This window comes from Streptomyces sp. NPDC002181, assembly GCF_042890485.1.
In the GTDB taxonomy this organism is placed as follows: Bacteria; Actinomycetota; Actinomycetes; order Streptomycetales; family Streptomycetaceae; genus Streptomyces.
The window spans coordinates 111,588-136,932 of sequence record NZ_JBIASC010000008.1; the positions used below are offsets into that span (position 1 = coordinate 111,588).

The following is a 25,345-nucleotide window of genomic DNA, read 5'->3' on the forward strand; positions in this document are numbered from 1 at the left end:
GGTGTGCCTCAGCCTTCCTGGCCGTTTTCGGATGTGTGGCGGCCCCCGAGGGTGGCCAGGCCGTGCTCGATGAACACCGGGACCAGGTCGCCGATCCGGTCGAAGCCCGCGCCCACCGTCTGCCCGAGCGTGTAGCGGTAGTGGATGCCTTCGAGGATCACCGCGAGCTTGAACCAGGCGAAGGCGGTGTACCAGGCGATCGCGCCGGTGTCCCGGCCGGAACGGGCGGCGTACCGCTCGATCAGTTCGGCCGGCGCCGGGTGGCCGGGCGCGCCGCTCGTCGTGCTGACCGGCGAGTCCGTCAGCCCCAGGTCCGAGCTGTACATGACCAGCAGGCCGAGGTCGGTCAGCGGATCCCCGAGCGTGGACATCTCCCAGTCCAGCACCGCCCGGATCCTGTCGTCCGGACCGCCGATCAGCACGTTGTCCAGCCGGAAGTCCCCGTGCACGACGGTCGGGGCGGGGGAGCGGGGCAGGGAGCGGCCGAGCGCGGCGTGCAGCTCGTCGATGCCCGCGAGCTCGCGGCCCCGCGAGGAGTCGAGCTGCTTGCCCCAGCGGCGCAGCTGCCGGTCGAGGAAGCCGTCGGGCCGGCCGAAGTCGCCCAGGCCCACCGCTGCCGGATCCACCGCGTGCAGATCGACCAGGGTGTCCACCAGGCCCAGCACGGCCCGCCTGGTCCGCTCGGGCCCGAGCCCGGCGAGCTGGTCGGCGCTGCGGTACGGGACCCCGTCCACGTACTCCATCACGTAGAACGGCGCCCCGAGGACCGACTCGTCCTCGCACAGCAGCACCGGCTCGGGCACCGGCACGGCCGTGCCGTGCAGCGCCCGGATGACCCGGTGCTCGCGCTTCATGTCGTGTGCCGTGGCCAGCACATGGCCGAGCGGAGGACGGCGCACCACCCAGCGTCCGGCCCCGTCGGTGATCTCGTACGTGAGGTTCGACCGGCCTCCTTCGATCAGCCGGCCGCGCAGTGCCCCGGTCACGAGCCCGGGCCGCACCCGGTCGAGATGACCGCGCAGCCTTTCCAGGTCGAGGCCCCGGGGGCCGGCCGAAGCGGACTCTGACGCTGGCGCTGGGGCCATGGTGCGCACCTCCGTACGGAGTGGACGAGACGGAACGATCGAGTGCCATCATGCCGACCAGTCGGTATGTCGTCCAGTGCGCACCGCGGACGAGTGCGGGCCGGAGGGGATCCCCTCCGGCCCGCATTCCCGGTTCACGCGTGGCAGAGGATCGGCGTCCCGCCGTTCATCTCCGTCATGTCCTGGAGCACCGCCAGTATGTTCAGCGGCGCCCCCTCCGGCTCCCCGGCCAGCTCCGCGTACGCCCGGTGCAGGTTCGCCACCAGCCGCTCGCTCTCCCGCCAGGCCGCGAACTCCCCGAGATCCGCCCGGCGCGCCGCCTCCAGCGGGCTCAGCCCCTTCGCCCTGCACTCGCGGGCCAAGTCGGCCACGTACCGCAGATACCGCTCGGTGGCCTCGTACGCGGACGGGTCCGTCAGCGGTCCGTGGCCCGGTACGACGGTCTCCGCGTCCAGCGAGCGCAGCAGCTCCAGCGCCCGCAGCGAACCGGTGAGCGAGCCCATCGCCAGGAAGGGCGTGCCCTCGGCGAAGACCAGGTCGCCGGTGAAGACGATGCCCTGCCGCGGCAGGAACACGATCGAGTCGCCGGTGGTGTGCGCGACCCCCGGGTGGATGACCCGGACCTCCGTCTCGCCGATGTGGAGGGTCGTCCGCTCGCTGTACGTGAGGTCCGGCGGGGTGATCTCGACCGAGCCGAAGTCGGTGGCGGGCCAGATCAGCTCCAGCTGGTGCCCGGCCGCGATCTGCTCGGTGCGCGCGTTGTCGTGCCCGAGGATCAGCGCCTCGGGGGCGAAGACGGCGTTGCCGTAGGTGTGGTCGCCGTGGTGGTGGGTGTTGACCACCGTGCGCGGCAGCGGCACGCCCGCGCGCACGACCGCCTCGCGCAGGGCCAGGGCCCGCCGCTCGGTGGCCGCGGTGTCGATGAGCAGGGTCCGGCCGCCGTCGCTGACGAAGCCGGCGTTGTTCAGGCACCAGCCGCCGTCCGGCTGGACGTAGGCGTACACCCCGGTCGCGGGCTGGACGAGGTACGGCTCTTCGGCGGTCATGCGTGCTCTCCCCGGATCGCTCTGACAAGCGGTCAGCATCCTGCCAGTCGCGGCGGCGCCGGGGGAGGTCGGGGGTCAGTGGTCGTCGTAGTGGCCGTCGTGCGCGGCGTGCCGGTGTCCGTCGTGCACGTAGTCCACGTGGTCGCCGTGCTGCACGGCCTCGTGACCGCAGGCCGGCCCGTGGTCGTGGTCGTGGTCCTCGTGGGTGGCGTGCCCCGCCGGCTCGCACTCGTCCCAGTGCCCCGCGTGCTCGCGGTGCAGATGGCCGTCGTGCGCGTAGTCGACGTGGTCCCCGTGGGAGACCTCCGTGTGGCCGCAGTCGGGGCCGTGGGCGTGCGCGTGGGTGGAGTGTTCCCGGTGCATGGTCGTCATGGCGCCGAGGCTAGTGCGGAACATCCCTTATCGCCTGTTATGTCACGATCGGCGCGAACAAGCCGCATCATCCGATCACCGGCTCAGAAGATGACCGCCACCGCGAACACCGACAGGGCCACCGTGCACGCCACCGCCGCCAGCGCCGACCGCGCCGAGAGCCCCGGCGGCCGGGCCGCCGCCAGCTGCCGCACCCGCCGGTGCGCGACGCCCAGGAACGCCAGCCAGATCAGCACGATCACCGCCGCCGCGAGCACCTCCACCGGCGAGCCCGACCCGCGCAGCGCCGTCCGCAGCGCCAGCACCGCCGTCACCGAGCACGCCAGCGTCGTACGCCGCCACGCGAGCCGGGTCCGCTCGGGCTGCAGCCCCGCGTCGCGGACCGCCGGACCGGAAGCGGTCACGGCCGGCTCGTCCAGCCCATCAGCACCACCAACACCATCGCCACCGCGACCAGCCCCACCCCCAGGCTCAGCACCACGGGGAACCGCGAGATCGGCAGGTCATCGCCCCGCCGCATCGCCCGCTCGCACTTCACCCAGTGGTTCACCGCCCGCAGCGCGCAGGCGGCGCCCACCGCGAGCAGCGCGAGCGACATCCCGACCCGCACCCCCCAGCGCAGGTCCGGCAGGAACTGGTCCACCGCGAACCCGCCGCCCACCAGGGCGAGGGCGGTCCGGATCCAGGCCAGGAAGGTCCGCTCGTTGGCCAGCGAGAACCGGTAGTCGGGGGTCTCGCCCTCGTCCCTCACCCGCTGCGGCGCGAACCAGAGGCGCACGTCCTTGACGAAGTCGATCACCTGATCAATCTACTGGCCGGACTCCCGGTGCGCGCGCAGTCGCCGGTACGCCTCCAGCCCGTCCGGCACCCACTCCCACTCCCCGTCCGCGACCCGCCCCGCCAGCTCCTCCTCGGAGAGCCACGCGTGCCAGGCCACCTCCGACTCCTGCGGCCGCACCGGCAGCTCGCAGCGCACCTCGTGCACGTACGACCACCAGCCCCCGCCCGGGCCCTCGTACAGGAACTTGAACAGCGGCACCGGCTGCGCCAGCCCCGCCACGCCCAGCTCCTCCTCGGCCTCCCGCAGCGCGGCCTCGGCGTAGCTCTCGCCGGCGCCCACCACCCCGCCCACGAACATGTCGTAGGCGGAGGGGAAGACCAGCTTCGAAGCCGTGCGCCGGTGCACGAAGACCCGTCCCCGCGCGTCCCTGGCCTGTACGAACACGCACCGGTGGAGCAGCCCGCCCGCGTACACCTCGCCCCGCGGGGCCCGCCCCGTCACCCGGTCGTCCCGGTCCACCACGTCCAGCACTTCGTCAGCAGCACTCACACGGCTCATCCAACCACCGCTGTTGACTGGTTACCGCTCCGTAGCCAAGGATCTGCCCCACCACCGACCGGAGGACGGGTTCGCACACATGACGTACGACGCAGACGTGATCGTGATCGGGGCGGGTCTCGCGGGTCTCGTGGCCACCGCCGAGCTCGTCGACGCGGGCCGCAAGGTCATCCTGCTCGACCAGGAGCCCGAGCAGTCGATCGGCGGCCAGGCGCACTGGTCCTTCGGCGGGCTGTTCTTCGTGGACTCGCCCGAACAGCGGCGGATGCGGATCAGGGACAGCCGCGAGCTCGCCCTCCAGGACTGGCGCGGCACCGCCGGCTTCGACCGCGAGGAGGACGCCTGGCCGCGCCGCTGGGCCGAGGCGTACGTGGACTTCGCGGCCGGCGAGAAGCGGCCCTGGCTGCACGCCCTGGGGGTCCGCTTCTTCCCGGTGGTCGGCTGGGCCGAACGCGGCGGCTACGACGCCAACGGCCACGGAAACTCCGTCCCCCGCTTCCACATCACCTGGGGCACCGGCCCCGGCCTCGTCGCCCCCTTCGAGCGCCGCGTCCGTGCCGGGGTGGCCCGCGGGCTGGTCCGGCTCCGCTTCCGCCACCGGGTCACCGGGCTCGCCCGGACGGCCGGCGCCCTGGACACCGTGACCGGCGAGGTCCTGGAGCCCTCGGACGCCGTGCGGGGCAGCGCGAGCGGCCGCGAGAGCACCGGGGCGTTCTCCCTCCGGGCCCAGGCGGTGATCGTGACCAGCGGCGGGATCGGCGGCAACCACGACCTCGTGCGCGCTCAGTGGCCCGAGCGGCTCGGCACCCCGCCGCAGCGGATGCTCACCGGGGTCCCGGCGCACGTGGACGGCCTGATGCTCGGCATAGCGGAGGAGGCCGGGGCCAGCCACATCAACAAGGACCGGATGTGGCACTACACCGAGGGCATCGAGAACTGGGACCCGATCTGGGCCGGGCACGGCATCCGCATCCTGCCCGGCCCGTCCTCGCTCTGGCTGGACGCCACCGGCAAGCGGCTGCCCGTACCGCTCTTCCCCGGGTTCGACACCCTCGGCACCCTCGACCACATCATGAAGACCGGCCACGACCACACCTGGTTCGTGCTCAACCAGCGCATCATCGGCAAGGAGTTCGGCCTCTCCGGCTCCGAGCAGAACCCGGACCTGACCGGCAAGTCGGTCCGCGACGTCATCGACCGGGCGCGCCAGGCCGTACCGGGGCCGGTGAAGGCCTTCATGGACAAGGGCACGGACTTCGTCGTCGAACGCGATCTCGCCTCGCTGGTGCGCGGCATGAACGCGGTCACCAAGGAGGACCTGCTCGACGAGGAGACCGTCCGCCGCGAGATCGTGGCCCGGGACCGGGAGATCGCCAACCCCTTCACCAAGGACCTCCAGGTGACTGCAATCCACGGCGCCCGCAAGTACCTCGGCGACAAGCTGATCCGCACCGCCGCCCCGCACCGGATCCTCGACCCCAAGGCGGGTCCGCTGATCGCCGTACGGCTTTCCGTCCTGACCCGCAAGTCCCTCGGCGGCCTGGAGACCGACCTGTCCTCCCGGGTCCTCACCGGATCCGGTGAGCCGCTGCCCGGTCTGTACGCGGCGGGCGAGGCGGCCGGCTTCGGCGGCGGAGGCGTCCACGGGTACCGCGCCCTGGAGGGCACGTTCCTCGGCGGCTGCATCTTCTCGGGCCGTGCGGCGGGCCGCGCCGCGGCCAAGGCGGTGGGCTGAGTCCCTGCGGGGTGGGGAGGGTCCGGGACCGCTCGTGTGCGGCGCGGCATTCGGCCACAGTCGCGCAGCCCCCGCCCCGTCCGGCGCGTGCTCCGGGCCCGCCTGCGCGAGCGACGGCCCGCCACCGGCAGGGAGCCCCGTCGCCCCGTACGTCGCCGTGCGCCCGCCCCGGGTCGCCCCGAGGCGGTCGCGAACGCGTTGAAGCGCACCAACTGTCCCCTTGTTCCTACCAGTTGAAACGCGCCAGGCAGTGGACTGGACCTTGACGCGGAGCTGTGCCTACCGCTTTGCTGTGCGTGATCATCCAGCCAAACCGTCCGCCCGCGCCCGTGTTGGAGGGAATCCCGCGGATGTCCCCGCCTCCGCCGCCCCTCGGCCGCGCCCGCAAGCGGGACGCCCAGCTCTTCGATCCGGCCCTGTGCGACACCGAACTGGTCGACGTGCGGGCACAGTTCACCCAGGGCCGGTGGGCCAGGGCCCGTTCCCTCCTCGTCTCCACCGGCGACGACTGGGACCGCCGCGGCCACCGCCTCGTCGTGCTCGCCGAGACCCCGGCCGCCACCGCCTGGGCCCGTGAATGGCTGCTCGCCGAACCCGAGAGCCCCGACGCCGTCACCCTCCTCGCCTGCGCCGCCGTCTTCAGCGCCCTGCGCCGCAAGGGCACGCCCGAAGCCGCCGAGGAGGCCTGCCGCAGGGCGGCCGCGCTGCACCCCGCCGACCCCACCCCCTGGCTGGGGCTGCTCATGCTCACCCGGGCCTTCGGCACCGAGGAGGAGTTCAGCCGCCACTTCGACCAGGTCCGGGCCCGCCACCGCGAGCACCACCACGCCCACCACCTCATGGTCGCCAAGCTGGCCGAACACACCCCCTCCTCCGGCCACGACCCGCTCCACGAGGTCTACGACTTCGCCGCCTGGGCCGCGGAGGAGTCCCCGGCCGACTCCCCGCTCGCCGTCCTCCCGGTCATCGCCCACGCCGAGCGCTACCGGGTGCTCGCCGCCACCCGGGGCCGCACCCCCGACGGGGCCGCCGCCCACTGGTCGGGCCGGCGCGCCCGCCAGGTCCTGCGCTCCGCCTTCGACTGGTGGCTGGAGTGGGAGCGCGAGGACCACCCCCGCAACCGGGTCGACCTCAACTTCCTGGCCCACGCCAAGCTCTGCGAGGGCCGGCCGGCCGAGGCCGCCGCCCTCTTCCACCGCATCGGCAGCCACGCCACGCCCGCCCCCTGGTCCTATCCGGACCTCGACCCGCACAAGGCCTTCCTCGCCGCCCGCAGCGCCGCGCTCGGTACGGCCTGAGGCATCGGCCCGCGCACCCGCACCGCGCACACCGCACCCGCACAGCACGCCCGGACAGCACCCCCGCACACCGCACCCGCACAGCACGCCCGCACAGCACCCCGCACCGCTCCCCGACCTTCCCCCGAAAGGACACCCCGCCATGGCGACGGGCAGATCCACCACGCTCGGCACCGCGCCCGAGATCCGCACCTACAAGGGCCAGGACCGCGCCCTGCGCGCCGACCGCCTCGGCACCGCCGGGCTGCTGCTCTCCGTACTCGCCGCCAGCGCGCCCCTGATGGTGGTCGCCGGCGTGATGCCCACCACCTTCGGCGTCATGGGCATCGTCGGTCAGCCCCTGCTGTTCGTGATCCTCGGTGTCGTGCTCGCGCTCTTCGGCATCGGCTACGCCGAGATGAGCCGGCACGTCCACAACGCCGGCGCCTTCTACGCGTACATCGCGCGCGGCCTCGGCCCCACCGCGGGCGCCGGCGCCTCGCTCGTCGCCCTCGTCGCGTACAGCGCCATGCAGGTCGGCGTCTACGGCATCCTCGGCTTCGAGATCTCCGGCCTCTTCGCCACGTACCTCCAGACCGACCTCGCCTGGTGGATACCGGCCCTGGCGGCCGTCGCCCTCACCGGCGCGCTCGGCTGGCTCAAGATCGACCTCAACGCCAAGGTCCTCGGCGTCCTCCTCCTCATCGAGGTCGTGCTCGTCGTGATCTTCGACATCGCGGCGATCGGCAAGCCCGGAGCCGAGGGCATCTCGCTGCACGCCTTCAACCCCGAGACCCTGAGCGGCCCCGGCCTCGGCACCGCCCTGTGCTTCTGCATCGCCGCCTTCGTCGGCTTCGAGCAGTCCCCGGTCTACGCCGAGGAGACCAGCAAGCCCCACATCGTCGTCTCCCGCGTGATGTTCCTCGCCGTCGGCTTCGTCGCCCTCTTCTTCGCCCTCAGCGCCTGGGCGCTCACCGTCGCCACCGGCCCCTCCGAGATCGTCAAGACCTCCGGCGAAGCCGGCCCCGGCCTGCTCTTCCAGCTCACCGAGGCCCGCCTCGGCACCACCTTCACCGACGTCCTGCACGTCCTCTTCGTGACGGGCATGTTCGCGGCCATGCTCAGCTTCCACAACGTGGTGGCCCGCTACGCCTTCGCCATGGGCCGCGAAGGCCTGCTCCCGGCCGCCTTCGGCCGGACCAACGCGGGCACCGGCGCCCCCGCCACCGGCTCGCTCCTGCAGACCGCCGTCTCCGTCCTCGTCGTCCTGGCCTTCGCCGTCACCGACGACAAGCCGGCCGGGGACCCCACCACGCCCGTACTGCACCTGTTCACCTGGATGGGCAACGTCGGCGCCCTCGGCGTGACCCTGCTCATGGCCGCCGCCTCCTTCGCCGTCATCGCCTTCTTCGTCCGCCGCGGCACCGCCGCCGCCCAGGTCTGGCGGCTCGTCGCGGCCGGCGCCGCCGGGATCGCCCTGCTCGCCATCGCCGTCTACACGGTGAAGGACTTCCACGTCCTGGTCGGCGCCGAGAAGGGATCCGCGCTCAGCTGGGTCCTGCCCGGCATCATCGCCGCCGCCGTCCTCGTCGGGCTGCTGTACGGGGTCCTCCTGCGCAGCCGCCGCCCCGAGGTGCACGCCCGCATCGGACTCGGGAACGAGGCCTTCCGCCTCGACCAGGCCGCGGAGACCGGCCCCCGGGAGTGACCGTGCCCGGCCCGGGCGGCCGGTCCCCGTGAAAACCCCGTACCGCCTCGCTTTCCAGCTCGTACGAAGCCCCCGGCGCCCGTTTCCATGGTCGCCGGGGGCTTCCGCGTGGGGAGGCCGGGTTTTGGCCATGGCCGGGGCTCATGGTCTCCTGGGGCGACAAAAACATCCGGACCCCCGCACAGGTGACACCACCCAGCTCCCCTGCGCGGCGTTCCGGGCCTGCCTGTCCCACGTACGAAGGCGAAGCGCTACATGAGTGACCGCACCTTGACCGAGGCCACCGCCCCGGCGTCGTCCCGCCACGTCGACGCGGGTGACGAGGGCTACAGCAAGGACCTCAAGTCCCGCCACATCAACATGATCGCCATCGGCGGGGCGATAGGCACCGGCCTGTTCCTCGGCGCCGGCGGCAGGCTCGCCAACGCGGGCCCCTCCCTCGCGATCGCCTACGCGGTGTGCGGCATCTTCGCCTTCTTCGTGGTCCGGGCCCTCGGCGAGCTCGTGCTCTACCGCCCCTCGTCCGGCGCGTTCGTCTCCTACGCGCGCGAGTTCATGGGGGAGAAGGGCGCCTACACGGCCGGCTGGCTGTACTTCCTCAACTGGTCCACGACCACCGTGGCCGACATCACCGCCGCTGCCACCTACGCGCACTTCTGGTCCATGTTCACCAGCGTCCCGCAGTGGGTCCTGGCCCTGATCGCCCTCGCCGTGGTCCTCACCGCGAACCTGATCTCGGTGAAGTACTTCGGCGAGATGGAGTTCTGGTTCTCCCTCGTCAAGGTCGCGGCCCTCGGCATCTTCCTGCTCGTCGGCATCTACCTGGTCGCCACCAGCCACCCGATCGACGGCCACACCCCGGGCCTGTCCTCGATCACCGACAACGGCGGCATCTTCCCGTCCGGCATGCTCCCGATGCTCCTGCTGCTCCAGGGCGTGGTCTTCGCGTACGCCTCCGTCGAGCTGTGCGGAGTCGCCGCCGGCGAGACCGAGAACCCCGAGAAGATCATGCCGAAGGCGATCAACTCGATCATGTGGCGCGTCGGCCTGTTCTACGTCGGCTCGGTGATCCTGCTCGCGCTGCTGCTCCCGTACACCTCGTACTCCTCGGACCAGAGCCCCTTCGTCACCGTCTTCGACAAGCTGGGCGTCCCCGGCGCCGCCGGCGTCATGAACCTGGTCGTCCTGACCGCCGCGCTCTCCAGCCTGAACTCCGGGCTCTACTCCACCGGCCGCATCCTGCGCTCGATGGCCATGTCCGGCTCCGCGCCGAAGTTCACCGCCCGCATGAACAAGGGCAAGGTCCCCTACGGCGGCGTGCTCTTCACCGCGGCCTTCGGCCTCGCCGGCGTCGGCCTGAACTACCTGATGCCCAAGGACGCCTTCGAGCTCGTCCTGAACTTCGCCTCGCTGGGCATCCTCGGCACCTGGGCGATGGTCATGATCTGCTCGCTCTTCTTCTGGCGGCGTGCGCAGCAGGGCGGCGTGCAGCGCCCCGCCTACCGCCTGCCCTGGGCCCCGTACACGCAGATCGTCACGCTGGTGTTCCTGGTCGCCGTACTGGTCCTGATGTGGTGCGACGGCGGCGTCGGCCGCACCACCGTCATGTGCGTCCCCGTCATCGGCGCCGCTCTCGTCGGCGGCTGGTTCCTGGTCCGCCGACGCGTAGCGGAGATCGCCGCGAACCGCTGACCTCCCCTCCCGTACACGCAGAAGGACCCCGCCCTCGGGCGGGGTCCTTCTCGCTTGCCCGGCTCAGGCCTTCTTGACCACGCCGGACTTCAGCTGCATGGCACCGAAGCCCTCGATCCGGCAGTCGATGTCGTGGCCGTCCACTCCGTCGACGAGCCGGATGCCGCGCACCTTCGTACCCGCCTTGATCCCCGACGGGCTGCCCTTGACCTTGAGCGCCTTGACCACGGTCACGCTGTCGCCGTCGCGCAGCACATTGCCGACGGCGTCCTTGACGACCTTCTCGCCGGAACCCTCCGCGGCCTGCGCACCGCTCTCGGCGGGAACCCATTCGTGGCCGCACTCGGGGCACACCACGAGGGCGTTCATCTCGTAGGTGTACTCACAGGAGCATTTCGGGCAAGGGGGAAGGTTCTCGGTCACCGCCTCAGGGTAGCGCCCGGCGAGCGGCCCGCTCCTACGCGGGGAGCGCGGGGAACACGACCACCGAGCCGTCCTCGTCGCGGGCGATCTCGATCGCCACGTCCCTCGCGCGGCTGTCGGACACGACCCCGTCGCCCAGCTTGCGGCGATGCCCGACTCCAGTGCGTCGAGGCGCTGCTGGTCGGTCTGAGCGCGCGGGAGAAGCTCTCGAACGGGTTGCCGGGGTCGCTCTGCGCGTGCTCGACGGCCTGCAGGACGATGACCCGCCGCTTCAGCGCGATGGCCAGGGCGGCCAGTTCGAGGTGGGCGCGGAACGTGCCGCCGTGGTCGTCGCTGCCGCCTTTCCGACCGGCACGAAGGTCGCCCGGGCGGCGATGCCCGTCGAGTTCACGAGGGCACTGTGAATCCCCCCGGCCGCCCCCTGCGAGGCCATCGGGCGAACGAGGCCCTGACCGAGCTGAGCGGCCACCTTCGTGGGAACCACCATGACGGGGGGCGGGTCGTTCGCGCCGGGAACGACGGAATGCCGGTGAGTCATACGACTCGACCGGCATTCCGTGAAAACCTCGGGACGATCTTGTGAACATCCCGCTCTGTGTCCGAGGGGGGACTTGAACCCCCACGCCCGATAAAGGGCACTAGCACCTCAAGCTAGCGCGTCTGCCATTCCGCCACCCGGACAAGGTGTCTGTCTCGCGTCCCTCGCGGGCCGTTCCGACGTGGAAAACATTACCAAACATTCCGGGGTCCTCGATCACACCCCCCGGCGGCCGAGGATCGCCCTTGGGTGGAGCCGGGTGAAGCGGGAGGATGGGGAGGCAGTCGGTACCGATCAGTGGGAGGAAGCAGCGTGAGCGAGTCGAGCGCGGGCAGGAACGTCTCGGGCGAGGACGAGGTCGTCGACCTCTGCCGGGACCTCATCCGGATCGACACCAGCAACTACGGGGACCACTCCGGGCCCGGGGAGCGCAAGGCGGCCGAGTGGGTCGCGGAGAAGCTCGCCGAGGTCGGGCTGGAGCCGCAGATCTTCGAGTCCCACAAGGGGCGGGCCTCGACCGTCGCGCGCATCGAGGGGGAGGACCCGTCGCGGCCGGCGCTGCTGATCCACGGCCACACCGACGTGGTCCCGGCCAACGCCGCCGACTGGACGTACGACCCCTTCTCGGGCGAGATCGCCGACGGCTGCCTGTGGGGCCGCGGCGCCGTCGACATGAAGGACATGGACGCGATGACGCTGGCCGTCGTGCGCGACCGGCTGCGCAGCGGCCGCAAGCCCCCGCGGGACATCGTGCTGGCCTTCCTCGCCGACGAGGAGGCGGGCGGGTTGTACGGGGCCCGGTACCTCGTGGACAAGCACCCGGGCCTCTTCGACGGGGTCACCGAGGCGATCGGCGAGGTCGGCGGCTTCTCGTTCACCGTCAACGAGAACCTGCGGCTGTACCTGGTGGAGACCGCCCAGAAGGGCATGCACTGGATGCGGCTCACGGTGGAGGGCACCGCGGGCCACGGCTCGATGACGAACAACGACAACGCCATCACCGAGCTGTGCGAGGCAGTGGGCCGCCTGGGCCGCCACCAGTGGCCGGTGAGGGTCACCAAGACCGTACGGAGCTTCCTGGACGAGCTCTCGGACGCGCTCGGCACCCCGCTCGACCCGGACGACATGGACGCGACCCTGGCCAAGCTGGGCGGCATCGCCAAGATGGTCGGCGCGACGCTGCGGAACTCGGCCGCCCCGACGATGCTCGGCGCCGGCTACAAGGTCAACGTCATCCCCGGGCAGGCGACCGCGCACGTGGACGGCCGCTTCCTGCCCGGCTACGAGGACGAGTTCTTCGCCGACCTCGCCCGGATCCTCGGGCCGCGCGTGAAGTACGAGGACGTGCACGGGGACAAGGCCCTGGAGACGGACTTCGACGGGCGGCTCGTGGACGCCATGCAGGGCGCCCTGAAGGCCGAGGACCCGATCGCGCGGGCGGTCCCGTACATGCTCTCCGGCGGGACGGACGCGAAGTCCTTCGACGACCTCGGCATCCGCTGCTTCGGCTTCGCCCCGCTTCAGCTCCCGCCGGAGCTCGACTTCGCCGGGATGTTCCACGGCGTGGACGAGCGGGTGCCGGTCGACGGGCTGAAGTTCGGCGTGCGCGTTCTGGACCGATTCATCGACAACTGCTGAGAATCGGGAAGGTGTGCGCTTCTCACTGGGAAGAGTGAATGCACTCATACGCTCGTAGCCCTGGTGACGCCTCCTCGTTACAGGTGGTGCGGTCCGCGGCTGGGACCGCATTGCCAACTAGGAGGAACAATGCTCAAGAAGGTTGTCGCCGCTGCGGCTGCCACCGGTGGTCTCGTTCTCGCGGGTGCGGGCATGGCTGCCGCCGACGCGGGTGCCCAGGGTGCGGCCATCGGCTCCCCCGGTGTCCTGTCCGGCAACGTCGTTCAGGTCCCGGTCCACGTTCCCGTGAACGTCTGCGGTAACACGATCAGCGTGATCGGCCTGCTGAACCCCGCTTTCGGCAACACCTGCGTCAACGCCTGACGCTTCTGAAGTCTTGGGCCCCGGAGCGCATTCCAGCGCTCCGGGGCCGCCGGGCTTTCAGGGCCCGGCTGTTCTTACACCGCAGGGGGACAAACACATGCGACGACAGGCAGCGGTCACCAGGAAGACGCTGATCACCATGGCGGCGGCGGGGGGCGTGCTCGCGCTGGGCGGGGGTTACGCACACGCGGACTCCGGCACGTCCGGCCATGCCGTGAACTCTCCGGGCGTGGCGTCCGGCAACTCCGACCACGTACCCGTGGACGCTCCGGTGAACCTGTGCGGCAACACCGTCTCGGTGGTGGGGCTGCTCAACCCGGCCTTCGGGAACCGGTGTTCCAACGACTCGGCCACGCCGAACCACCCCGGTCTCCCGGGGCACCCGGGCAACCCCGGCCACCCGGCCGAGCCCGAGGAGCCGGACGAGCCGTGCGACGAGGACGAACCGGGACACCCGGGAAACCCGGGCACGCCCGGCCACCCGGGAACTCCGGGCCACCCCGGCACTCCCGGTCACCCGGGCAACCCCGGCACTCCCGGTCACCCGGGCAACCCCGGCACTCCGGGTACGCCCGGCAACCCCGGCACTCCTGGCAACCCCGGTACTCCGGGTACGCCCGGCAACCCGGGTAACCCTGGCACTCCTGGCAACCCCGGCACCCCGGGTACGCCCGGCAATCCGGGCCAGCCGGGTAACCCCGGCACACCTGGCAACCCCGGCACCCCGGGTACGCCCGGCAATCCGGGCCAGCCGGGTACCCCCGGTACCCCCGGGCTTCCCGGCGGGCCCACCGGGCCCGGCACGGGCGGTGTCACTCCCGTGACCCACCCCGGCCAGGGCCAGGGCATCGCCCCGGCCCAGCAGGCCGGGCTCGCCGCCACCGGCGCCGGAGACGTCCTCGGCGTGGGCCTTCCGCTCGCCGCCGGCACGCTGCTGGCCGGCGCCGTGCTCTACCGGCGCGCCCGCAGCGCGGCCTGAGGCGCGGCAGCCGTACGACGCGGGCCCCGGTCCGGGGCCCGCGTCATCCGTCCCGCGTCACCAGGTGGCGCGGACCTGACGGATGATCCTCCGGCGCAGCCGCACCCGGCGACTGCCGTCCCGGTACAGGGCCAGCCTGTCGATCTCCCAGTTCCCGTACTCGGCATGGTCGGTGAGCAGGCGGGTCGCCTCCTTGCGAGGCACACCGCGGGGCACGTACACGTCGACAAATTCGTATTCCGGCATCGCATCTATTGTGCGGGCAGAGCCCTGCTACGGATAGCGTCTGCACTATGTCTGATGCCGCTCTGCCCAGTGTTGCCGAGGTACGCGCCGCCGCCGAGGCGGTCAAGGCCGCGCTCGACCGTCACCTCGCCGCGGTCGAGAGCAGGATCGGGGACGAGGACCCGGCCGTCTACGCCGCCTTCAACGAACTCGCCGCCGCCGCCGAGGAGTACGACGAGCTCCTCTACGACCGGTACGACGAGGTCACCCCGTTCGAGATCCCCACGCCCGAGGACGGTGTCCCGTACACCGGGCCCGCCGAGCCCGCCGCCTTCAGCGTGTTCATCCGCCGTGACTACGCCGTCGTCGAACCGCCGAGGCTGATCGCCCAGGCCGAGCGGGTCGCCGCGCACGACCGGGAGGCCGAGCTCGCCCTCGACGGCGGCACGGCCGGTGCGCTGGGCGTGCTCTTCGGAGAGTACGAGCCCGACGAGATCGCCTCCCGCTACAAGGAGTTCGGCTTGGAGGAGGGGGACTCCACCCTCTGGATCGCGGCCTCGGAGGAGGTCGCGGAACCGGGGGAGTGGCTGGGTTCGCCCTTCGGGCACACCGATCCGCAGGACGTGCTGCACCGGTTCGACGTGAGCTCGGTCTTCGACGAGGAGACGGACGATTTCGACGAGGACGAGGAAGAAGACGCGGGCGGCCGGGCGGCGCGGCCCGGCCTGACCCCCGCCTGATCGCCTCCCGCACACAGGACGCCGCGGCCCCCGTCCCGAAAGGGCGGGGGCCGCGGCGCGCACGCCTCACGCGCCGGTCACTCCGGCTGGTCCCGCGCCGCCGCCACGAGGGCCCGCAGGAGGCCGGCCAGCCGGGTCGTACGCGGCTTCGGCAGCACCTCGGCGACCGCGCGCGGCAGCGCCTGGTCCACGCCGTGCACCACGGACAGGTGCCGCTCGGCCCGCCCGAACGCCGTGTACACCCAGTCCCGGGAGAGGGCCTGCGCCGCGTCTCCGGGCAGGACGACGACCACGGCGGGCCAGCGCGCGCCGACCGCCTGGTGCGCCGTCACCGCCCAGCCGTGCCGCACCTGCGACTCCACCCGCTCCTTGGGTACGACGATCCGCGCCCCGGAGGCGTCCAGGTGCAGCCCCTGCGCGTCGGCCGACACCACCTTGGCCGGGACGGCCCGCCCGGGCGAGGGCACGTGCACGACGCGGTCGCCCGGGTCGAAACCGCCGAACCGGCCGGGGCCGGGGTTCAGCCGCTCCTTGAGGGCCGCGTTCAGCGTGCGCGTACCCGCCGAGCCGCCGTGGCCCGGGGTGATGACCTGGACGGCGTCCGCGGGGATCCCGAAGGCGCGGGGCACGGACTCGGCGACCAGCTGCACGGCGCGGTGGACGGCCTCCCCGGCGTCGCGGACCGGGACGATGACGACCTCCTTGCCGGGGGCCTCGACCTGGTTCAGCTCGCCGATGCCGACGCCCGAGACGAGTTCGCCGACCGGGCCGGGGTCGGGGGTCCGGGAGACCAGCTGCGGGCAGGCGCGGGCCGCGAGCACGTCGCCGAACACCCGCCCGGGGCCCGCGGATCCGAGCACCCCGGGGTCCCCGGAGAGCACCAGGCGGGCCCCGTCGGGGACGGACTCGACGAGCGCGGCGGCGGTCTCCACGTCCAGCTGGGGGGAGTCGAGGACCACGAGCAGGTCCACCGCGAACTGCCCGTCGGCGTCCCGGCCGGGCCCGGCGGCGCCGGAGAGCAGGTCCGCGATGGTGACGGCGCCGTGTGCGGGAGCGTGCGCGGCCAGGCAGACGCGCAGGCCCAGATCGCGGGCGGCCGCGAGCAGGGCCAGCGGTTCGGCGCGGGCGGCCTCGCCGCCGGTGTGGGTCACCAGGCCGTGGCCGGAGACGGCGCGGATCAGCTCGGCGGCGGGGCCGGTGGCGGCCTTCTCCCAGTCCGCCGGGTCGTCGAAGGCGTTGGCGAGCCGGGCCAGGCCGTCGGCCAGGCTCTCCTCGGCCAGCGCGTAGCCCTCCAGGCCGACGAGCACGCGGACGGGCTGCTCCTCGCCCTCGGCGACGGGCGGGCCGAGCGGCTCCTGGAACACGAGGACGTCGCCCTCGCCGATGGACCGCTCCAGGGACCCGGCGGGGTCCGGGACGCCGTACTGGGCCAGGGCGGCTTCGAGGGCGGGGGCCTCCAGGGCGGTGTGCCCCTTGAGCGCCGCCTGCTCCAGCAGCCAGCCCACCAGGGCGGCGGCGCGCCGCTCGTCGCCGGGGCCCGCGCCGGGGCCGAGCAGGGCCCGGGCGAATCCGTCGGCCTGGGCGGGGCGGACGCCCGCGACGGCGAGGAGCAGCCAGGGGTCTTCGGCGAGCCGTTCGGCGGCGTCCTCGCCGAGGGCGGTGGCGGCCGGGACGGCCAGCGCCTCGGGGGCGCCGCCGCGGGCCAGCACGGCGCGCACGCCGTCGATGCCGGCGGCGGTCGGGGCCGGGGCGGCGGGCCGGGCGGGGCGGGGGGCCGCGGGAGCCTCAGGCGCCCGCCGCGGAGCGACCGGCGCCTCGTCGAAGTACACGGGGGAGGGCTTCTCCCCGCTCTCCACGGCCCGTACGGCGGCCAGCAGGTCGGCGGCCTTCCCGCTGAGCTTGGCTCCGGCGTCGACGGGCCCCTGGCGCTCCGCCTTGCGGCGGGCGATGCGCTCCCGCTCCACCTTCTGCGCGGCCAGCTCGGCGGCGGCCTCGCTCACCACGGGCTGCGCCGCCTCCCCCTCCGCGGCCCCGCCCCCGGCCTCGCCCCCGGGCGTGTCGGAGTCGCCCTCGGGGGCCGTCCCGGCCCCGGGCTCCGGCGCCGCCGGGCCGTCTTCGCCCTCCGCGCCGTCTTCGCCCTCCGCCCCGGGCCGTCCCGAAACCGGGGGCTCCGCCTGCGGCCCCCCGCTGCCCGCTTCGGCACCGGCGGGCTGCGGCTCCTCCGCTTCCGTGCCGGAGGGGGCCGCCTCGGGGGTGGCCGGGTCCTTCGGGGAAACGGCTTGGCGGTCCGTGCTCACAGCGTGCTCCAGTCGTGGTCGGGGTAGCGGTGCACGGGCGCGGACACATCGTCCAGCGCCCGGCAGATCTCCTCCGGAAGGGTAAGCGCCTCCACCGACAACGCTTCGCTGAGCTGCGCGGACGTCCGTGCGCCCACGATCGGCGCGACCACGCCCGGCCGGTCCCGGATCCACGCCAGCGCCACCTGGAGCGGGGTCACCGCCAGCCCCTGGGCGGCCGTCGCCACCGCGTCCACGATGCCGCCCGCCGTCTCGTCCAGGTACGGGTCCACGAATCCGGCCATCGTCGGGGAGGCCCCCCGGGAGTCCGCCGGGGTCGCGCCGTCCCGGTACTTGGCCGTCAGGACCCCCCGCCCCAGCGGGGAGGACGGGAGCAGCCCGACGCCCAGGTCCAGCGCCGCCGGGAGCACCTCGCGCTCCACGCCCCGCTGGAGCAGCGAGTACTCCATCTGTGCCGAGGCCAGCCGCGTCCGCACCCCCGGGGCGGCCAGCTGCCACGTCGCCGCCTTCGCCAGCTGCCAGCCGGAGAAGCCCGCCACCCCCGCGTACCGGGCCCGGCCGCTGCTCACCGCCAGGTCCAGGGCCTGGAGGGTCTCCTCCAGCGGGGTCGCCGGGTCGAACGCGTGGACCTGCCACAGGTCGACGTGGTCCGTGCCGAGCCGGGCCAGCGAATCGTCCAGTGCGGCGAGCAGGTGGCCGCGCGAGCCGTCGACCCGGCGGTCGGCGGCCCGGACCGAGCCCGACTTCGTCGCGATCACCAGGTCACGGCGCGGGACCAGCCCGTCGATCAACTGCCCCAGCAGGTACTCCGCCTCACCGCCCCCGTACACGTCGGCGGTGTCGACGAGCGTTCCGCCCGCCTCCCAGAACGTCTTCAACTGCTCGGCAGCGCCCGACTCGTCCGGGCCCTCCGCGGAACGGCCCCAGGTCAGGGTGCCGAGGCCGATCCGGGACACGCGCAGTCCGGTGCGGCCGAGATGCCTCTGCTCCATGACCGCTGAGACTACTGGGGCACTGACGCGGGACGCCCTGGCGCGCTACAGTCCCCCGCAGACCCACGTTACTGATCGGTAAACCGGCATCACCGTAAGGGGACGACACATGCGGCTCGGCATCAATCTCGGCTACTGGGGCGCTGGCATGGACGCCGACAACCTGGCCGTGGCCCAGGAGGCGGACCGCCTCGGCTACGACGTCTGCTGGGCGGCGGAGGCCTACGGCTCCGACGCCCCGACCGTGCTCGCCTGGGTCGCCGCCCAGACCGAGCGCATCGACGTCGGCTCCGCGATCCTGCAGATCCCGGCCCGCCAGCCGGCGATGACCGCCATGACGGCCGCCACCCTCGACTCCCTCACCAAGGGCCGCTTCCGCCTCGGCCTCGGCGTCTCCGGCCCCCAGGTCTCCGAGGGCTGGTACGGCGTCAAGTTCGACAAGCCGCTCGCCCGCACCCGCGAGTACGTGGAGATCGTGCGCAAGGCCATGTCCCGCGAGCGCCTCAGCTACGAGGGCGATCACTGGACCCTGCCGCTGCCCGGCGGCCCCGGCAAGCCGATCAAGCTGACCGTGCACCCCGAGCGCGAGCACATCCCGCTCTACATCGCCGCCATCGGGCCCAAGAACCTGGAGCAGACCGGCGAGATCGCCGACGGCGCCCTGCTCATCTTCCCGGCCGCCGAGCACCTGGAGGCCACCGCGCTCACCCACATCCGGGCGGGCCGCGAGAAGGCCGGACTGACCATGGAGGGCTTCGACGTCTGCCCGACGGTCCCGCTGGCCGTCGGCGAGGACGTGACCGCCCTGGCCGACATGTTCCGCCCGTACACGGCCCTGTACGTCGGCGGCATGGGCAGCCGGAAGCAGAACTTCTACAACCAGCTCGCCCAGCGCATGGGCTACGAGAAGGAAGCCGCCGAGATCCAGGACAAGTACCTGGCGGGCGACAAGGCGGGCGCGGCCGCGGCCGTCCCGCACTCGCTGATCGACTCGACCACCCTGCTCGGCTCCGTCGAGCGGATCGCCGACGGGATGCGGGCCTACGCCGAGGCCGGGGTCACCACCCTCACGCTCGCCCCGGCCGGTTTCACCCTCGACGAGCGGATCACCGCCCTGCGTGCCGGTACGGAGGCCATGGAGCGCGCCGGCCTCGCGTAACCGCTCCCCGCATGCTCTGCGGCCGTGGTGGGGGCTCGGGGGTCTTCCCCGCCACGGCCGACACAGGCACAACGCGGGGGGCGCCCTCCGGGTTACGCCCGCACCCCCGCCCGTTCCCGTCGTTCATTCGGCCGAGCGGTGCCACCCTTCGGTTGCCGGGCCCCCGGATCGGCCGTTGACTCGATGCATGCTCTCTGCCCGCAGCCTGTTCCAGGAGATCGTCGACAACGACGACTCGTTCCAGCTGTTCTGCTCCATCGCGGCCAGCGGTGAGTCCCAGGGCGGCTGGGAGAACGCCCGGATCGCGGCCCTGGTGCCCGACGGCATGCGCGCACTCGCGCCCAAGATCACCCGGCACGGCGCCGACGAGGACAAGCACGGACGGATCTTCAACGCCCTGCTGCGCAAGCGCGGCCTGCCCTCCGTCCCCGTGCCGCCGGAGGCGGACTACACGATGCTGCTGGAGCGGCGCGGCATCGGTCTCGCGCACGAGAAGCTGCGCCGCGAGGAGCCGCTGACCGAGGAGGACATCGTCGTCTACCTCGCCCACAGCCGGGTCACCGAGCAGCGCGCCGCCGACCAGATGGTGATGCTGGTGCGGCAGTTCGGGAGCCACCCCGAGGTCGGCAGGGCCGTCCGCATGATCAGCCACGACGAGGACAACCACCTCGCCTACTGCCACGAGGAGCTGCTCCGCCTCGTCCGCGAGGGGTACGGCCGGACCATCCAGCGGGTTCTGCGCGACAGCGCCCTCGCCGAGATCGCCATCTACCGGGACGTGAGCCTCGCCGTCATGGACCACATGGGCCGGCTGCTGCGCTGGCCCGCCCCCAAGGCGGCCGCGCTGGCCGCGGGGATCCGCGGGATGTACGCGTACGAGCGGTTCGCCGGCTGGCACCGCATGATCAGCCTGCGCCCGCCGGAGCGGCGCGACGCGCTGGGCGGCGTACCGGTGACCACGCCCGAATACGCGTGAGGACCGGGGGAGCCCCTACAGCCAGCCGCGGGACTTGAACAGGCGGTGCAGGCCCAGACAGGCGCCGACCATCACCAGGATCACGACCGGATAGCCCCAGGGCTGCCGCAGCTCCCACATGTGGTCGAAGTTCATCCCGTAGATCCCCGCCACCATCGTCGGCACGGCCGCCATCGCCGCCCACGCCGAGATCTTGCGCATGTCGTCGTTCTGCCGGACGCCCATCTGCGCCAGGTGCGCGGCCAGCGCGTCCGACAGCAGCCGGTCCAGGCCCTCGATGTACTCGCTCGCCTTGGTCAGGTGGTCGGCGACGTCGCGGAAGAACGGCTGCGCGTGCTCGTGCACGAAGGGCACGTTCCCGAAGGCCAGCCGGTCCATCGGCTGGAGCAGCGGACTCGTCGCCCGGCGGAACTCCAGGACCTGCCGCTTGAAGCCGTAGATCCGGGCGGCGGTGTTCTTGGTGTCCGTCGCCTGCGGCGCGAAGACGTCCGCCTCCACCTCCTCCAGATCGGCCTGGAGCTCGGCGGCCACCTCGATGTAGTGGTCGACCACCGCGTCGGACACCGCGTACAGCACCGCCGTCGGTCCGTGCCGCAGTACCTCCGGCTCGTGCTCCAGCCGGTGGCGCACGGCCTTCAGCGGGGCCCCCTCGCCGTGCCGGACCGTGACCACGAAGGAGTCGCCGATGAAGAGCATCAGCTCGCCCGTGGTGACCGTGTCGGTGTCGTCGTCGTACATGACCGGCTTGAGGACGACGAACAGCGAGTCGTCGTACACCTCCAGCTTGGGGCGCTGGTGCGCGGTCAGCGCGTCCTCCACGGCCAGCTTGTGCAGCCGGAACTCCCTGCTGACGTGCTCGAATTCCTCCTCCGTCGGCTCGTACATGCCGACCCAGAGGAAGGCGTCGCCACTGGCCCGCGCCTCGTCGAGGGCGTTCGAGAGGTCCTCGGGCGCGGGGGAGCGGCGGCCGTCCCGGTACATGGCGCAGTCGACTATCACGGTCGGCATTGTCCCCCGCCCACCGCCGGTCCGCACGCAGCGCCCACCGCTTAGGCTTGCGTCATGGCCATGCTGATCCTCGTACGACACGGGCGGTCCACCGCCAACACCGCAGGGCTGCTCGCCGGATGGACGCCGGGAGTGGCCCTTGACGAGCGCGGCGCCGAACAGGCGGCGGCGCTGCCCGGGCGGCTCGCCGGGGTGCCGCTCGCCGCCGCCGTCAGCAGCCCCCTCCAGCGCTGCCGGGAGACCCTCGCCCCGCTGTTCGCCGCGCGCCCGGAACTGGAGCAGCACACCGACGACCGGATCGGCGAATGCCACTACGGGGACTGGTCGAACCGCAAGCTCTCCGAGCTCTCCGGCGAACCCCTGATGAAGATCGTCCAGCAGCACCCCTCGGCCGCCGCCTTCCCCGGCGGGGAGTCGATGCGCGCCATGCAGGCGCGCGCCGTGGACGCCGTACGGGAGTGGAACGCGCGGATCGAGGAGGAGCACGGGAGCGACGCCGTCTTCCTCATGTGCTCCCACGGGGACATCATCAAGTCCCTTGTCGCGGACGCCCTCGGCATGCACCTCGACCTCTTCCAGCGCATCCACGTGGACCCCTGCTCGGTCACCGCCGTCCGGTACACGCCCACGCGCCCGTTCCTGCTCCGGCTCGGCGACACGGGGGACTTCGGTTCGCTCGCCCCGCGCCCGGCCCCGGCCCCGGCCCCGGACGCCGAGGCCGCCGGCACCGCCGACTTCGAGAGCGCGACGGAAGACGGAGGCAACGCCGTCGTCGGAGGCGGCGCGGGCGCGGCGTGATCGAAGCGCGCAGTAGGGTGGACGGGCCGAAACAACCCGCCACCGAGACTTGGAGACTGGACGTGCCCCGTCAGGTGTTCCTCTACGACCCGCCGGACCGCTTCGTGGCGGGCACGGTCGGCCTGCCTGGACGCCGTACGTTCTTCCTGCAGGCCTCGTCCGGCCCCCGCGTCACCAGCGTCTCCCTGGAGAAGACCCAGGTCGCGGCGCTGGCCGAGCGGATGGACGAGCTGCTGGACGAGGTCGTACGGCGCACCGGGGGCAATGCCCCGGTCCCGGCGGTGGCCCCCGCCGAGGCCGCCGACACCGCGCCGCTGGACGTCCCGGTCGACGAGGAGTTCCGCGTCGGCACCATGGCCCTGGCCTGGGACGGCGAGGAACAGCGGATGATCGTCGAGGCCCAGGCGCTCGTGGAGCTCGACGCCGACTCGGAGGAGGACCTCGCCGAGGCCGAGGAGCGGCTGCTCCAAGACGAGGAGAACGGCCCGCCGATGCTGCGGGTCCGCCTCACCGGCGCCCAGGCCCGGGCGTTCGCCAAGCGGGCCCTCGACGTGGTCAACGCGGGCCGGCCGCCGTGCCCGCTGTGCAGCCTTCCGCTCGATCCCGAGGGGCACGTCTGCCCGCGCCAGAACGGCTACCGGCGCCAGGCGTGAGCGCCACGGGGGAACTTGAGGAGCTGCTCGCGCGGGGCGAGCTCACGGTCGTCGGCCAGATCCGCGAGGCGTCCAACGCCGTGCTGCTGTGCACGGTGGCGTACGGGGACGTGAGCGCCGACTGCGTGTACAAGCCGGTCAAGGGAGAGCGCCCGCTGTGGGACTTCCCCGACGGGAACCTGGCCCGGCGCGAGGTCGCCGCCTACCTGGTCTCCGAGGCCACCGGCTGGAGCCTGGTGCCGCCGACCGTGCTGCGCGACGGGCCGTACGGGGAGGGCATGGTCCAGCTCTGGATCGACTCCGGTGACGAGAGGGACGCCGGTGACGACGGGGAGACCGGGGACGCCGGGTCCGGAGGGTCAGCCGGGTCCGCCGGGTCCGCCGGCGAGGATCCGGGCGATCCCTCCGGCCTGCTGGCCCTCGTCGAGGGCGAGGAGGCGGGGGAGGGCTGGAAGCCGGTCGCCCTCGCCGACGTCGGGGAGGGCCGCACCGCGCTGCTCGTCCACGCCGACGACCCCCGGCTGCGCCGGCTCGCCGTACTCGACGCGGTGATCAACAACGGCGACCGCAAGGGCGGCCACCTGCTGCCCGCGCCCGACGGGCGGCTCTACGGCATCGACCACGGGGTGACCTTCCACCGCGAGGACAAGCTGCGCACCCTGCTCTGGGGCTGGGCCGGCGAACCGCTGACCGACGAGGCGCGCGGGGTGCTCACCGCCCTGGCGGCCGGCCTGGCCGACGGGGAGCCGCTGGCCACCCGGCTGGCCGAACTGATCACGGCGGTCGAGCTGGCCGCCGTACGGGCCCGGGTGGCCGATCTCCTGCGCACCGGAGTGCACCCGCGCCCTTCCGGGCAGTGGCCGGCCATCCCCTGGCCGCCGGTCTGAACAGGCCTGGCCGGGCACCACCCGGCCAGGGCACAGAACCAGCCAGATCGCAAGACCGCCGATCAAGCCAACAGTGCAGGTCCGGTTCGTTTTCGGAACACGCGTCCGGTTAGGCTCGACACATGCATGCCTGGCCCGCTTCTGAGGTCCCCGCCCTTCCTGGCAAGGGCCGCGACCTCCAGATCCACGACACCGCGACCCAGGGGACGATCACCCTCGCCCCCGGTCCCGTCGCCCGTATCTACGTCTGCGGCATCACTCCGTACGACGCGACCCACATCGGTCACGCGGCGACCTACAACGCGTTCGACCTCGTACAGCGCGTGTGGCTCGACACCAAGCGGCAGGTCCACTACGTCCAGAACGTGACGGACGTCGACGATCCGCTCCTGGAGCGGGCGCTGCGCGACGGCCAGGACTGGACCGAGCTCGCGGAGCGCGAGACGGCCCTCTTCCGCGAGGACATGACCGCCCTGCGGATGCTGCCCCCGCAGCACTACATCGGCGCAGTCGAGGCCATACCGGGCATCGTGCCGCTGGTGGAGCGGCTGCGCGAGGCCGGCGCCGCGTACGAGCTGGACGGCGACACCTACTTCTCGGTGGAGGCCGACGCCAACTTCGGCAGCGTCTCCCACCTCGACGCCGAGGCGATGCGGCTGCTGTCCGCGGAGCGCGGCGGCGACCCGGAGCGCCCGGGCAAGAAGAACCCGCTGGACCCGATGCTGTGGATGGCCGCCCGACCGGGCGAGCCGAGCTGGGACGGCGGCTCGCTGGGCCGCGGCCGGCCCGGCTGGCACATCGAGTGCGTCGCCATCGCCCTGGACCACCTGGGCATGGGCTTCGACATCCAGGGCGGCGGCTCCGACCTGGTGTTCCCGCACCACGAGATGGGCGCCTCGCACGCGCAGGCGCTGACGGGCGAGTTCCCGATGGCCAAGGCGTACGTGCACGCGGGCATGGTCGCGCTGCACGGCGAGAAGATGTCGAAGTCGAAGGGCAACCTGGTCTTCGTCTCCGCGCTGCGCCGTTCCGGGGTGGACCCGGCGGCGATCCGCCTCGCGCTGCTCTCGCACCACTACCGGGCCGACTGGGAGTGGACGGACGAGGTCCTGGAGCAGGCGGTGGCCCGCCTGGAGCGCTGGCGCGCGGCCGTGTCCCGCCCCGACGGCCTCCCGGCCGACGCCCTCGTCGAGGAGGTCCGCGAGGCCCTGGCGAACGACCTGGACGCCCCCGCCGCGCTGGCCGCCGTGGACCGCTGGGTGGACGCCCAGAACGCCTCCGACGGGGACGACGAGTCCGCGCCGGGCCTGGTCTCGCGCACGGTCGACGCCCTCCTGGGCGTGGCCCTGTAAGGCACCGCGGCCGAAACCGCCGATGCCCCCTGACCGTCCGGTCAGGGGGCATCGTGTCGTCCG

General features: G+C 72.9%; 25 protein-coding genes, 1 tRNA gene and 1 pseudogene. 14 read left to right on the forward strand and 13 right to left on the reverse strand.

Features of this window, described 5'->3' with window-relative positions; all coding sequences use genetic code 11:
- Positions 1-8 precede the first annotated feature (8 nt).
- From ACFYXV_RS20745 to ACFYXV_RS20770, 6 genes are all read right to left on the reverse strand, one after another.
- Positions 9-1,085, reverse strand: coding sequence for a phosphotransferase family protein (locus ACFYXV_RS20745; RefSeq protein WP_385469571.1), 1,077 nt, complete (start codon positions 1,083-1,085; stop codon positions 9-11).
- 134 nt (positions 1,086-1,219) lie between these two features.
- Positions 1,220-2,131: an MBL fold metallo-hydrolase gene (locus ACFYXV_RS20750; RefSeq protein WP_389383719.1), complete on the reverse strand. Its 912-nt coding sequence runs from the start codon at positions 2,129-2,131 to the stop codon at positions 1,220-1,222.
- Between the two features lie 75 nt (positions 2,132-2,206).
- Positions 2,207-2,503, reverse strand: coding sequence for a hypothetical protein (locus ACFYXV_RS20755; RefSeq protein WP_389383720.1), 297 nt, complete (start codon positions 2,501-2,503; stop codon positions 2,207-2,209).
- 83 nt (positions 2,504-2,586) lie between these two features.
- A complete protein-coding gene (locus tag ACFYXV_RS20760; protein ID WP_383341379.1) occupies positions 2,587-2,907 on the reverse strand; it encodes a DUF202 domain-containing protein in 321 nt (106 codons plus the stop codon).
- Positions 2,904-3,302, reverse strand: coding sequence for a YidH family protein (locus ACFYXV_RS20765; RefSeq protein WP_385469565.1), 399 nt, complete (start codon positions 3,300-3,302; stop codon positions 2,904-2,906). Before ACFYXV_RS20765 ends, ACFYXV_RS20760 begins: the two co-directional genes overlap by 4 nt.
- A 9-nt stretch (positions 3,303-3,311) precedes the next feature.
- On the reverse strand, positions 3,312-3,842 hold the full coding sequence (locus ACFYXV_RS20770) for an NUDIX domain-containing protein (protein WP_383341382.1): 531 nt from the start codon (positions 3,840-3,842) through the stop codon (positions 3,312-3,314).
- Between the two features lie 79 nt (positions 3,843-3,921).
- Here ACFYXV_RS20770 and ACFYXV_RS20775 point away from each other — a divergent pair, with 79 nt between their 5' ends.
- From ACFYXV_RS20775 to ACFYXV_RS20790, 4 genes are all read left to right on the forward strand, one after another.
- Entirely contained in the window at positions 3,922-5,577 is a 1,656-nt protein-coding gene (locus tag ACFYXV_RS20775) for an FAD-binding dehydrogenase (protein ID WP_389383721.1), read from the forward strand.
- A 350-nt stretch (positions 5,578-5,927) separates the two neighbouring features.
- Complete coding sequence (locus ACFYXV_RS20780) at positions 5,928-6,875, forward strand: hypothetical protein (RefSeq protein ID WP_385469561.1); 948 nt, start codon at positions 5,928-5,930, stop codon at positions 6,873-6,875.
- 142 nt (positions 6,876-7,017) lie between these two features.
- Positions 7,018-8,562 (forward strand): APC family permease, encoded by a 1,545-nt coding sequence (locus ACFYXV_RS20785; RefSeq protein WP_385469559.1) that lies wholly within the window; start codon positions 7,018-7,020, stop codon positions 8,560-8,562.
- 255 nt (positions 8,563-8,817) lie between these two features.
- The gene (locus tag ACFYXV_RS20790) at positions 8,818-10,254 is read left to right on the forward strand and encodes an amino acid permease (RefSeq protein WP_383341394.1); all 1,437 of its coding nucleotides are present in this window, start codon (positions 8,818-8,820) and stop codon (positions 10,252-10,254) included.
- Positions 10,255-10,317: 63 nt separating this feature from the next.
- Here ACFYXV_RS20790 and ACFYXV_RS20795 read toward each other — a convergent pair whose 3' ends face one another.
- The 3 genes and pseudogenes from ACFYXV_RS20795 to ACFYXV_RS20805 all read right to left on the reverse strand — a co-directional run bounded on the left by ACFYXV_RS20795 (position 10,318) and on the right by ACFYXV_RS20805 (position 11,358).
- Positions 10,318-10,677, reverse strand: a complete 360-nt coding sequence (locus ACFYXV_RS20795; RefSeq protein WP_385469557.1) for a zinc ribbon domain-containing protein YjdM — start codon at positions 10,675-10,677, stop codon at positions 10,318-10,320.
- A 34-nt stretch (positions 10,678-10,711) separates the two neighbouring features.
- Positions 10,712-11,015, reverse strand: a pseudogene (locus ACFYXV_RS20800) (hypothetical protein); the annotation flags it as partial.
- Positions 11,016-11,273: 258 nt separating this feature from the next.
- Positions 11,274-11,358: transfer RNA gene (locus tag ACFYXV_RS20805), tRNA-Leu, on the reverse strand.
- A gap of 169 nt (positions 11,359-11,527) precedes the next feature.
- Between ACFYXV_RS20805 and ACFYXV_RS20810 the strand changes: the two genes are divergently transcribed.
- From ACFYXV_RS20810 to ACFYXV_RS20820, 3 genes are all read left to right on the forward strand, one after another.
- Positions 11,528-12,853, forward strand: a complete 1,326-nt coding sequence (locus ACFYXV_RS20810) for a M20/M25/M40 family metallo-hydrolase (RefSeq protein WP_389383722.1) — start codon at positions 11,528-11,530, stop codon at positions 12,851-12,853.
- A gap of 129 nt (positions 12,854-12,982) precedes the next feature.
- The gene (gene chpH / locus ACFYXV_RS20815) at positions 12,983-13,216 is read left to right on the forward strand and encodes a chaplin ChpH (protein ID WP_385469553.1); all 234 of its coding nucleotides are present in this window, start codon (positions 12,983-12,985) and stop codon (positions 13,214-13,216) included.
- 97 nt (positions 13,217-13,313) lie between these two features.
- A complete protein-coding gene (locus ACFYXV_RS20820; RefSeq protein ID WP_389383723.1) occupies positions 13,314-14,195 on the forward strand; it encodes a chaplin family protein in 882 nt (293 codons plus the stop codon).
- A gap of 57 nt (positions 14,196-14,252) precedes the next feature.
- On the opposite strand, the gene ACFYXV_RS20825 is transcribed toward ACFYXV_RS20820, so the two are convergent.
- Complete coding sequence (locus ACFYXV_RS20825) at positions 14,253-14,441, reverse strand: DUF5703 family protein (protein WP_030860319.1); 189 nt, start codon at positions 14,439-14,441, stop codon at positions 14,253-14,255.
- A 47-nt stretch (positions 14,442-14,488) separates the two neighbouring features.
- Here ACFYXV_RS20825 and ACFYXV_RS20830 point away from each other — a divergent pair, with 47 nt between their 5' ends.
- Positions 14,489-15,160: a hypothetical protein gene (locus tag ACFYXV_RS20830; RefSeq protein ID WP_389383724.1), complete on the forward strand. Its 672-nt coding sequence runs from the start codon at positions 14,489-14,491 to the stop codon at positions 15,158-15,160.
- Positions 15,161-15,237: 77 nt separating this feature from the next.
- Here the strand turns inward: ACFYXV_RS20830 and ACFYXV_RS20835 are convergent, their stop codons facing one another.
- Complete coding sequence (locus ACFYXV_RS20835; RefSeq protein ID WP_389383725.1) at positions 15,238-17,457, reverse strand: helix-hairpin-helix domain-containing protein; 2,220 nt, start codon at positions 17,455-17,457, stop codon at positions 15,238-15,240.
- Positions 17,454-18,449, reverse strand: coding sequence for an aldo/keto reductase (locus ACFYXV_RS20840; protein ID WP_385475943.1), 996 nt, complete (start codon positions 18,447-18,449; stop codon positions 17,454-17,456). Before ACFYXV_RS20840 ends, ACFYXV_RS20835 begins: the two co-directional genes overlap by 4 nt.
- Before the next feature lie 109 nt (positions 18,450-18,558).
- Between ACFYXV_RS20840 and ACFYXV_RS20845 the strand changes: the two genes are divergently transcribed.
- The gene (locus ACFYXV_RS20845) at positions 18,559-19,608 is read left to right on the forward strand and encodes an LLM class F420-dependent oxidoreductase (RefSeq protein ID WP_385475941.1); all 1,050 of its coding nucleotides are present in this window, start codon (positions 18,559-18,561) and stop codon (positions 19,606-19,608) included.
- A gap of 187 nt (positions 19,609-19,795) precedes the next feature.
- Positions 19,796-20,584 carry a ferritin-like domain-containing protein gene (locus ACFYXV_RS20850; protein ID WP_389383726.1) on the forward strand — a complete coding sequence of 263 codons (789 nt, stop codon included), beginning with the start codon at positions 19,796-19,798 and terminating at the stop codon, positions 20,582-20,584.
- Between the two features lie 15 nt (positions 20,585-20,599).
- On the opposite strand, the gene ACFYXV_RS20855 is transcribed toward ACFYXV_RS20850, so the two are convergent.
- The gene (locus ACFYXV_RS20855; RefSeq protein WP_385475937.1) at positions 20,600-21,592 is read right to left on the reverse strand and encodes a magnesium and cobalt transport protein CorA; all 993 of its coding nucleotides are present in this window, start codon (positions 21,590-21,592) and stop codon (positions 20,600-20,602) included.
- A 54-nt stretch (positions 21,593-21,646) separates the two neighbouring features.
- Here ACFYXV_RS20855 and ACFYXV_RS20860 point away from each other — a divergent pair, with 54 nt between their 5' ends.
- The 4 genes from ACFYXV_RS20860 to mshC all read left to right on the forward strand — a co-directional run bounded on the left by ACFYXV_RS20860 (position 21,647) and on the right by mshC (position 25,282).
- Entirely contained in the window at positions 21,647-22,390 is a 744-nt protein-coding gene (locus ACFYXV_RS20860; RefSeq protein ID WP_389383727.1) for a histidine phosphatase family protein, read from the forward strand.
- A 62-nt stretch (positions 22,391-22,452) separates the two neighbouring features.
- The gene (locus ACFYXV_RS20865) at positions 22,453-23,043 is read left to right on the forward strand and encodes a DUF3090 domain-containing protein (RefSeq protein WP_030157160.1); all 591 of its coding nucleotides are present in this window, start codon (positions 22,453-22,455) and stop codon (positions 23,041-23,043) included.
- Positions 23,007-23,930: an SCO1664 family protein gene (locus ACFYXV_RS20870; RefSeq protein ID WP_389383777.1), complete on the forward strand. Its 924-nt coding sequence runs from the start codon at positions 23,007-23,009 to the stop codon at positions 23,928-23,930. Before ACFYXV_RS20865 ends, ACFYXV_RS20870 begins: the two co-directional genes overlap by 37 nt.
- A gap of 122 nt (positions 23,931-24,052) precedes the next feature.
- Positions 24,053-25,282, forward strand: a complete 1,230-nt coding sequence (mshC, locus tag ACFYXV_RS20875; RefSeq protein WP_385475933.1) for a cysteine--1-D-myo-inosityl 2-amino-2-deoxy-alpha-D-glucopyranoside ligase — start codon at positions 24,053-24,055, stop codon at positions 25,280-25,282.
- Positions 25,283-25,345 lie beyond the last annotated feature (63 nt).

What these genes read in the sequence shown, in the direction of transcription:
- ACFYXV_RS20745 (WP_385469571.1), bottom strand. Translation starts at nt 1,085, where the DNA reads ATGGCCCCAGCGCCAGCGTCAGAGTCCGCTTCGGCCGGCCCCCGGGGC.
- ACFYXV_RS20750 (WP_389383719.1), bottom strand. Translation starts at nt 2,131, where the DNA reads ATGACCGCCGAAGAGCCGTACCTCGTCCAGCCCGCGACCGGGGTGTAC.
- ACFYXV_RS20755 (WP_389383720.1), bottom strand. Translation starts at nt 2,503, where the DNA reads ATGACGACCATGCACCGGGAACACTCCACCCACGCGCACGCCCACGGC.
- ACFYXV_RS20770 (WP_383341382.1), bottom strand. Translation starts at nt 3,842, where the DNA reads ATGAGCCGTGTGAGTGCTGCTGACGAAGTGCTGGACGTGGTGGACCGG.
- ACFYXV_RS20775 (WP_389383721.1), top strand. Translation starts at nt 3,922, where the DNA reads ATGACGTACGACGCAGACGTGATCGTGATCGGGGCGGGTCTCGCGGGT.
- ACFYXV_RS20780 (WP_385469561.1), top strand. Translation starts at nt 5,928, where the DNA reads ATGTCCCCGCCTCCGCCGCCCCTCGGCCGCGCCCGCAAGCGGGACGCC.
- ACFYXV_RS20785 (WP_385469559.1), top strand. Translation starts at nt 7,018, where the DNA reads ATGGCGACGGGCAGATCCACCACGCTCGGCACCGCGCCCGAGATCCGC.
- ACFYXV_RS20790 (WP_383341394.1), top strand. Translation starts at nt 8,818, where the DNA reads ATGAGTGACCGCACCTTGACCGAGGCCACCGCCCCGGCGTCGTCCCGC.
- chpH (WP_385469553.1), top strand. Translation starts at nt 12,983, where the DNA reads ATGCTCAAGAAGGTTGTCGCCGCTGCGGCTGCCACCGGTGGTCTCGTT.
- ACFYXV_RS20820 (WP_389383723.1), top strand. Translation starts at nt 13,314, where the DNA reads ATGCGACGACAGGCAGCGGTCACCAGGAAGACGCTGATCACCATGGCG.
- ACFYXV_RS20825 (WP_030860319.1), bottom strand. Translation starts at nt 14,441, where the DNA reads ATGCCGGAATACGAATTTGTCGACGTGTACGTGCCCCGCGGTGTGCCT.
- ACFYXV_RS20830 (WP_389383724.1), top strand. Translation starts at nt 14,489, where the DNA reads ATGTCTGATGCCGCTCTGCCCAGTGTTGCCGAGGTACGCGCCGCCGCC.
- ACFYXV_RS20840 (WP_385475943.1), bottom strand. Translation starts at nt 18,449, where the DNA reads ATGGAGCAGAGGCATCTCGGCCGCACCGGACTGCGCGTGTCCCGGATC.
- ACFYXV_RS20845 (WP_385475941.1), top strand. Translation starts at nt 18,559, where the DNA reads ATGCGGCTCGGCATCAATCTCGGCTACTGGGGCGCTGGCATGGACGCC.
- ACFYXV_RS20850 (WP_389383726.1), top strand. Translation starts at nt 19,796, where the DNA reads ATGCTCTCTGCCCGCAGCCTGTTCCAGGAGATCGTCGACAACGACGAC.
- ACFYXV_RS20855 (WP_385475937.1), bottom strand. Translation starts at nt 21,592, where the DNA reads ATGCCGACCGTGATAGTCGACTGCGCCATGTACCGGGACGGCCGCCGC.
- ACFYXV_RS20860 (WP_389383727.1), top strand. Translation starts at nt 21,647, where the DNA reads ATGGCCATGCTGATCCTCGTACGACACGGGCGGTCCACCGCCAACACC.
- mshC (WP_385475933.1), top strand. Translation starts at nt 24,053, where the DNA reads ATGCATGCCTGGCCCGCTTCTGAGGTCCCCGCCCTTCCTGGCAAGGGC.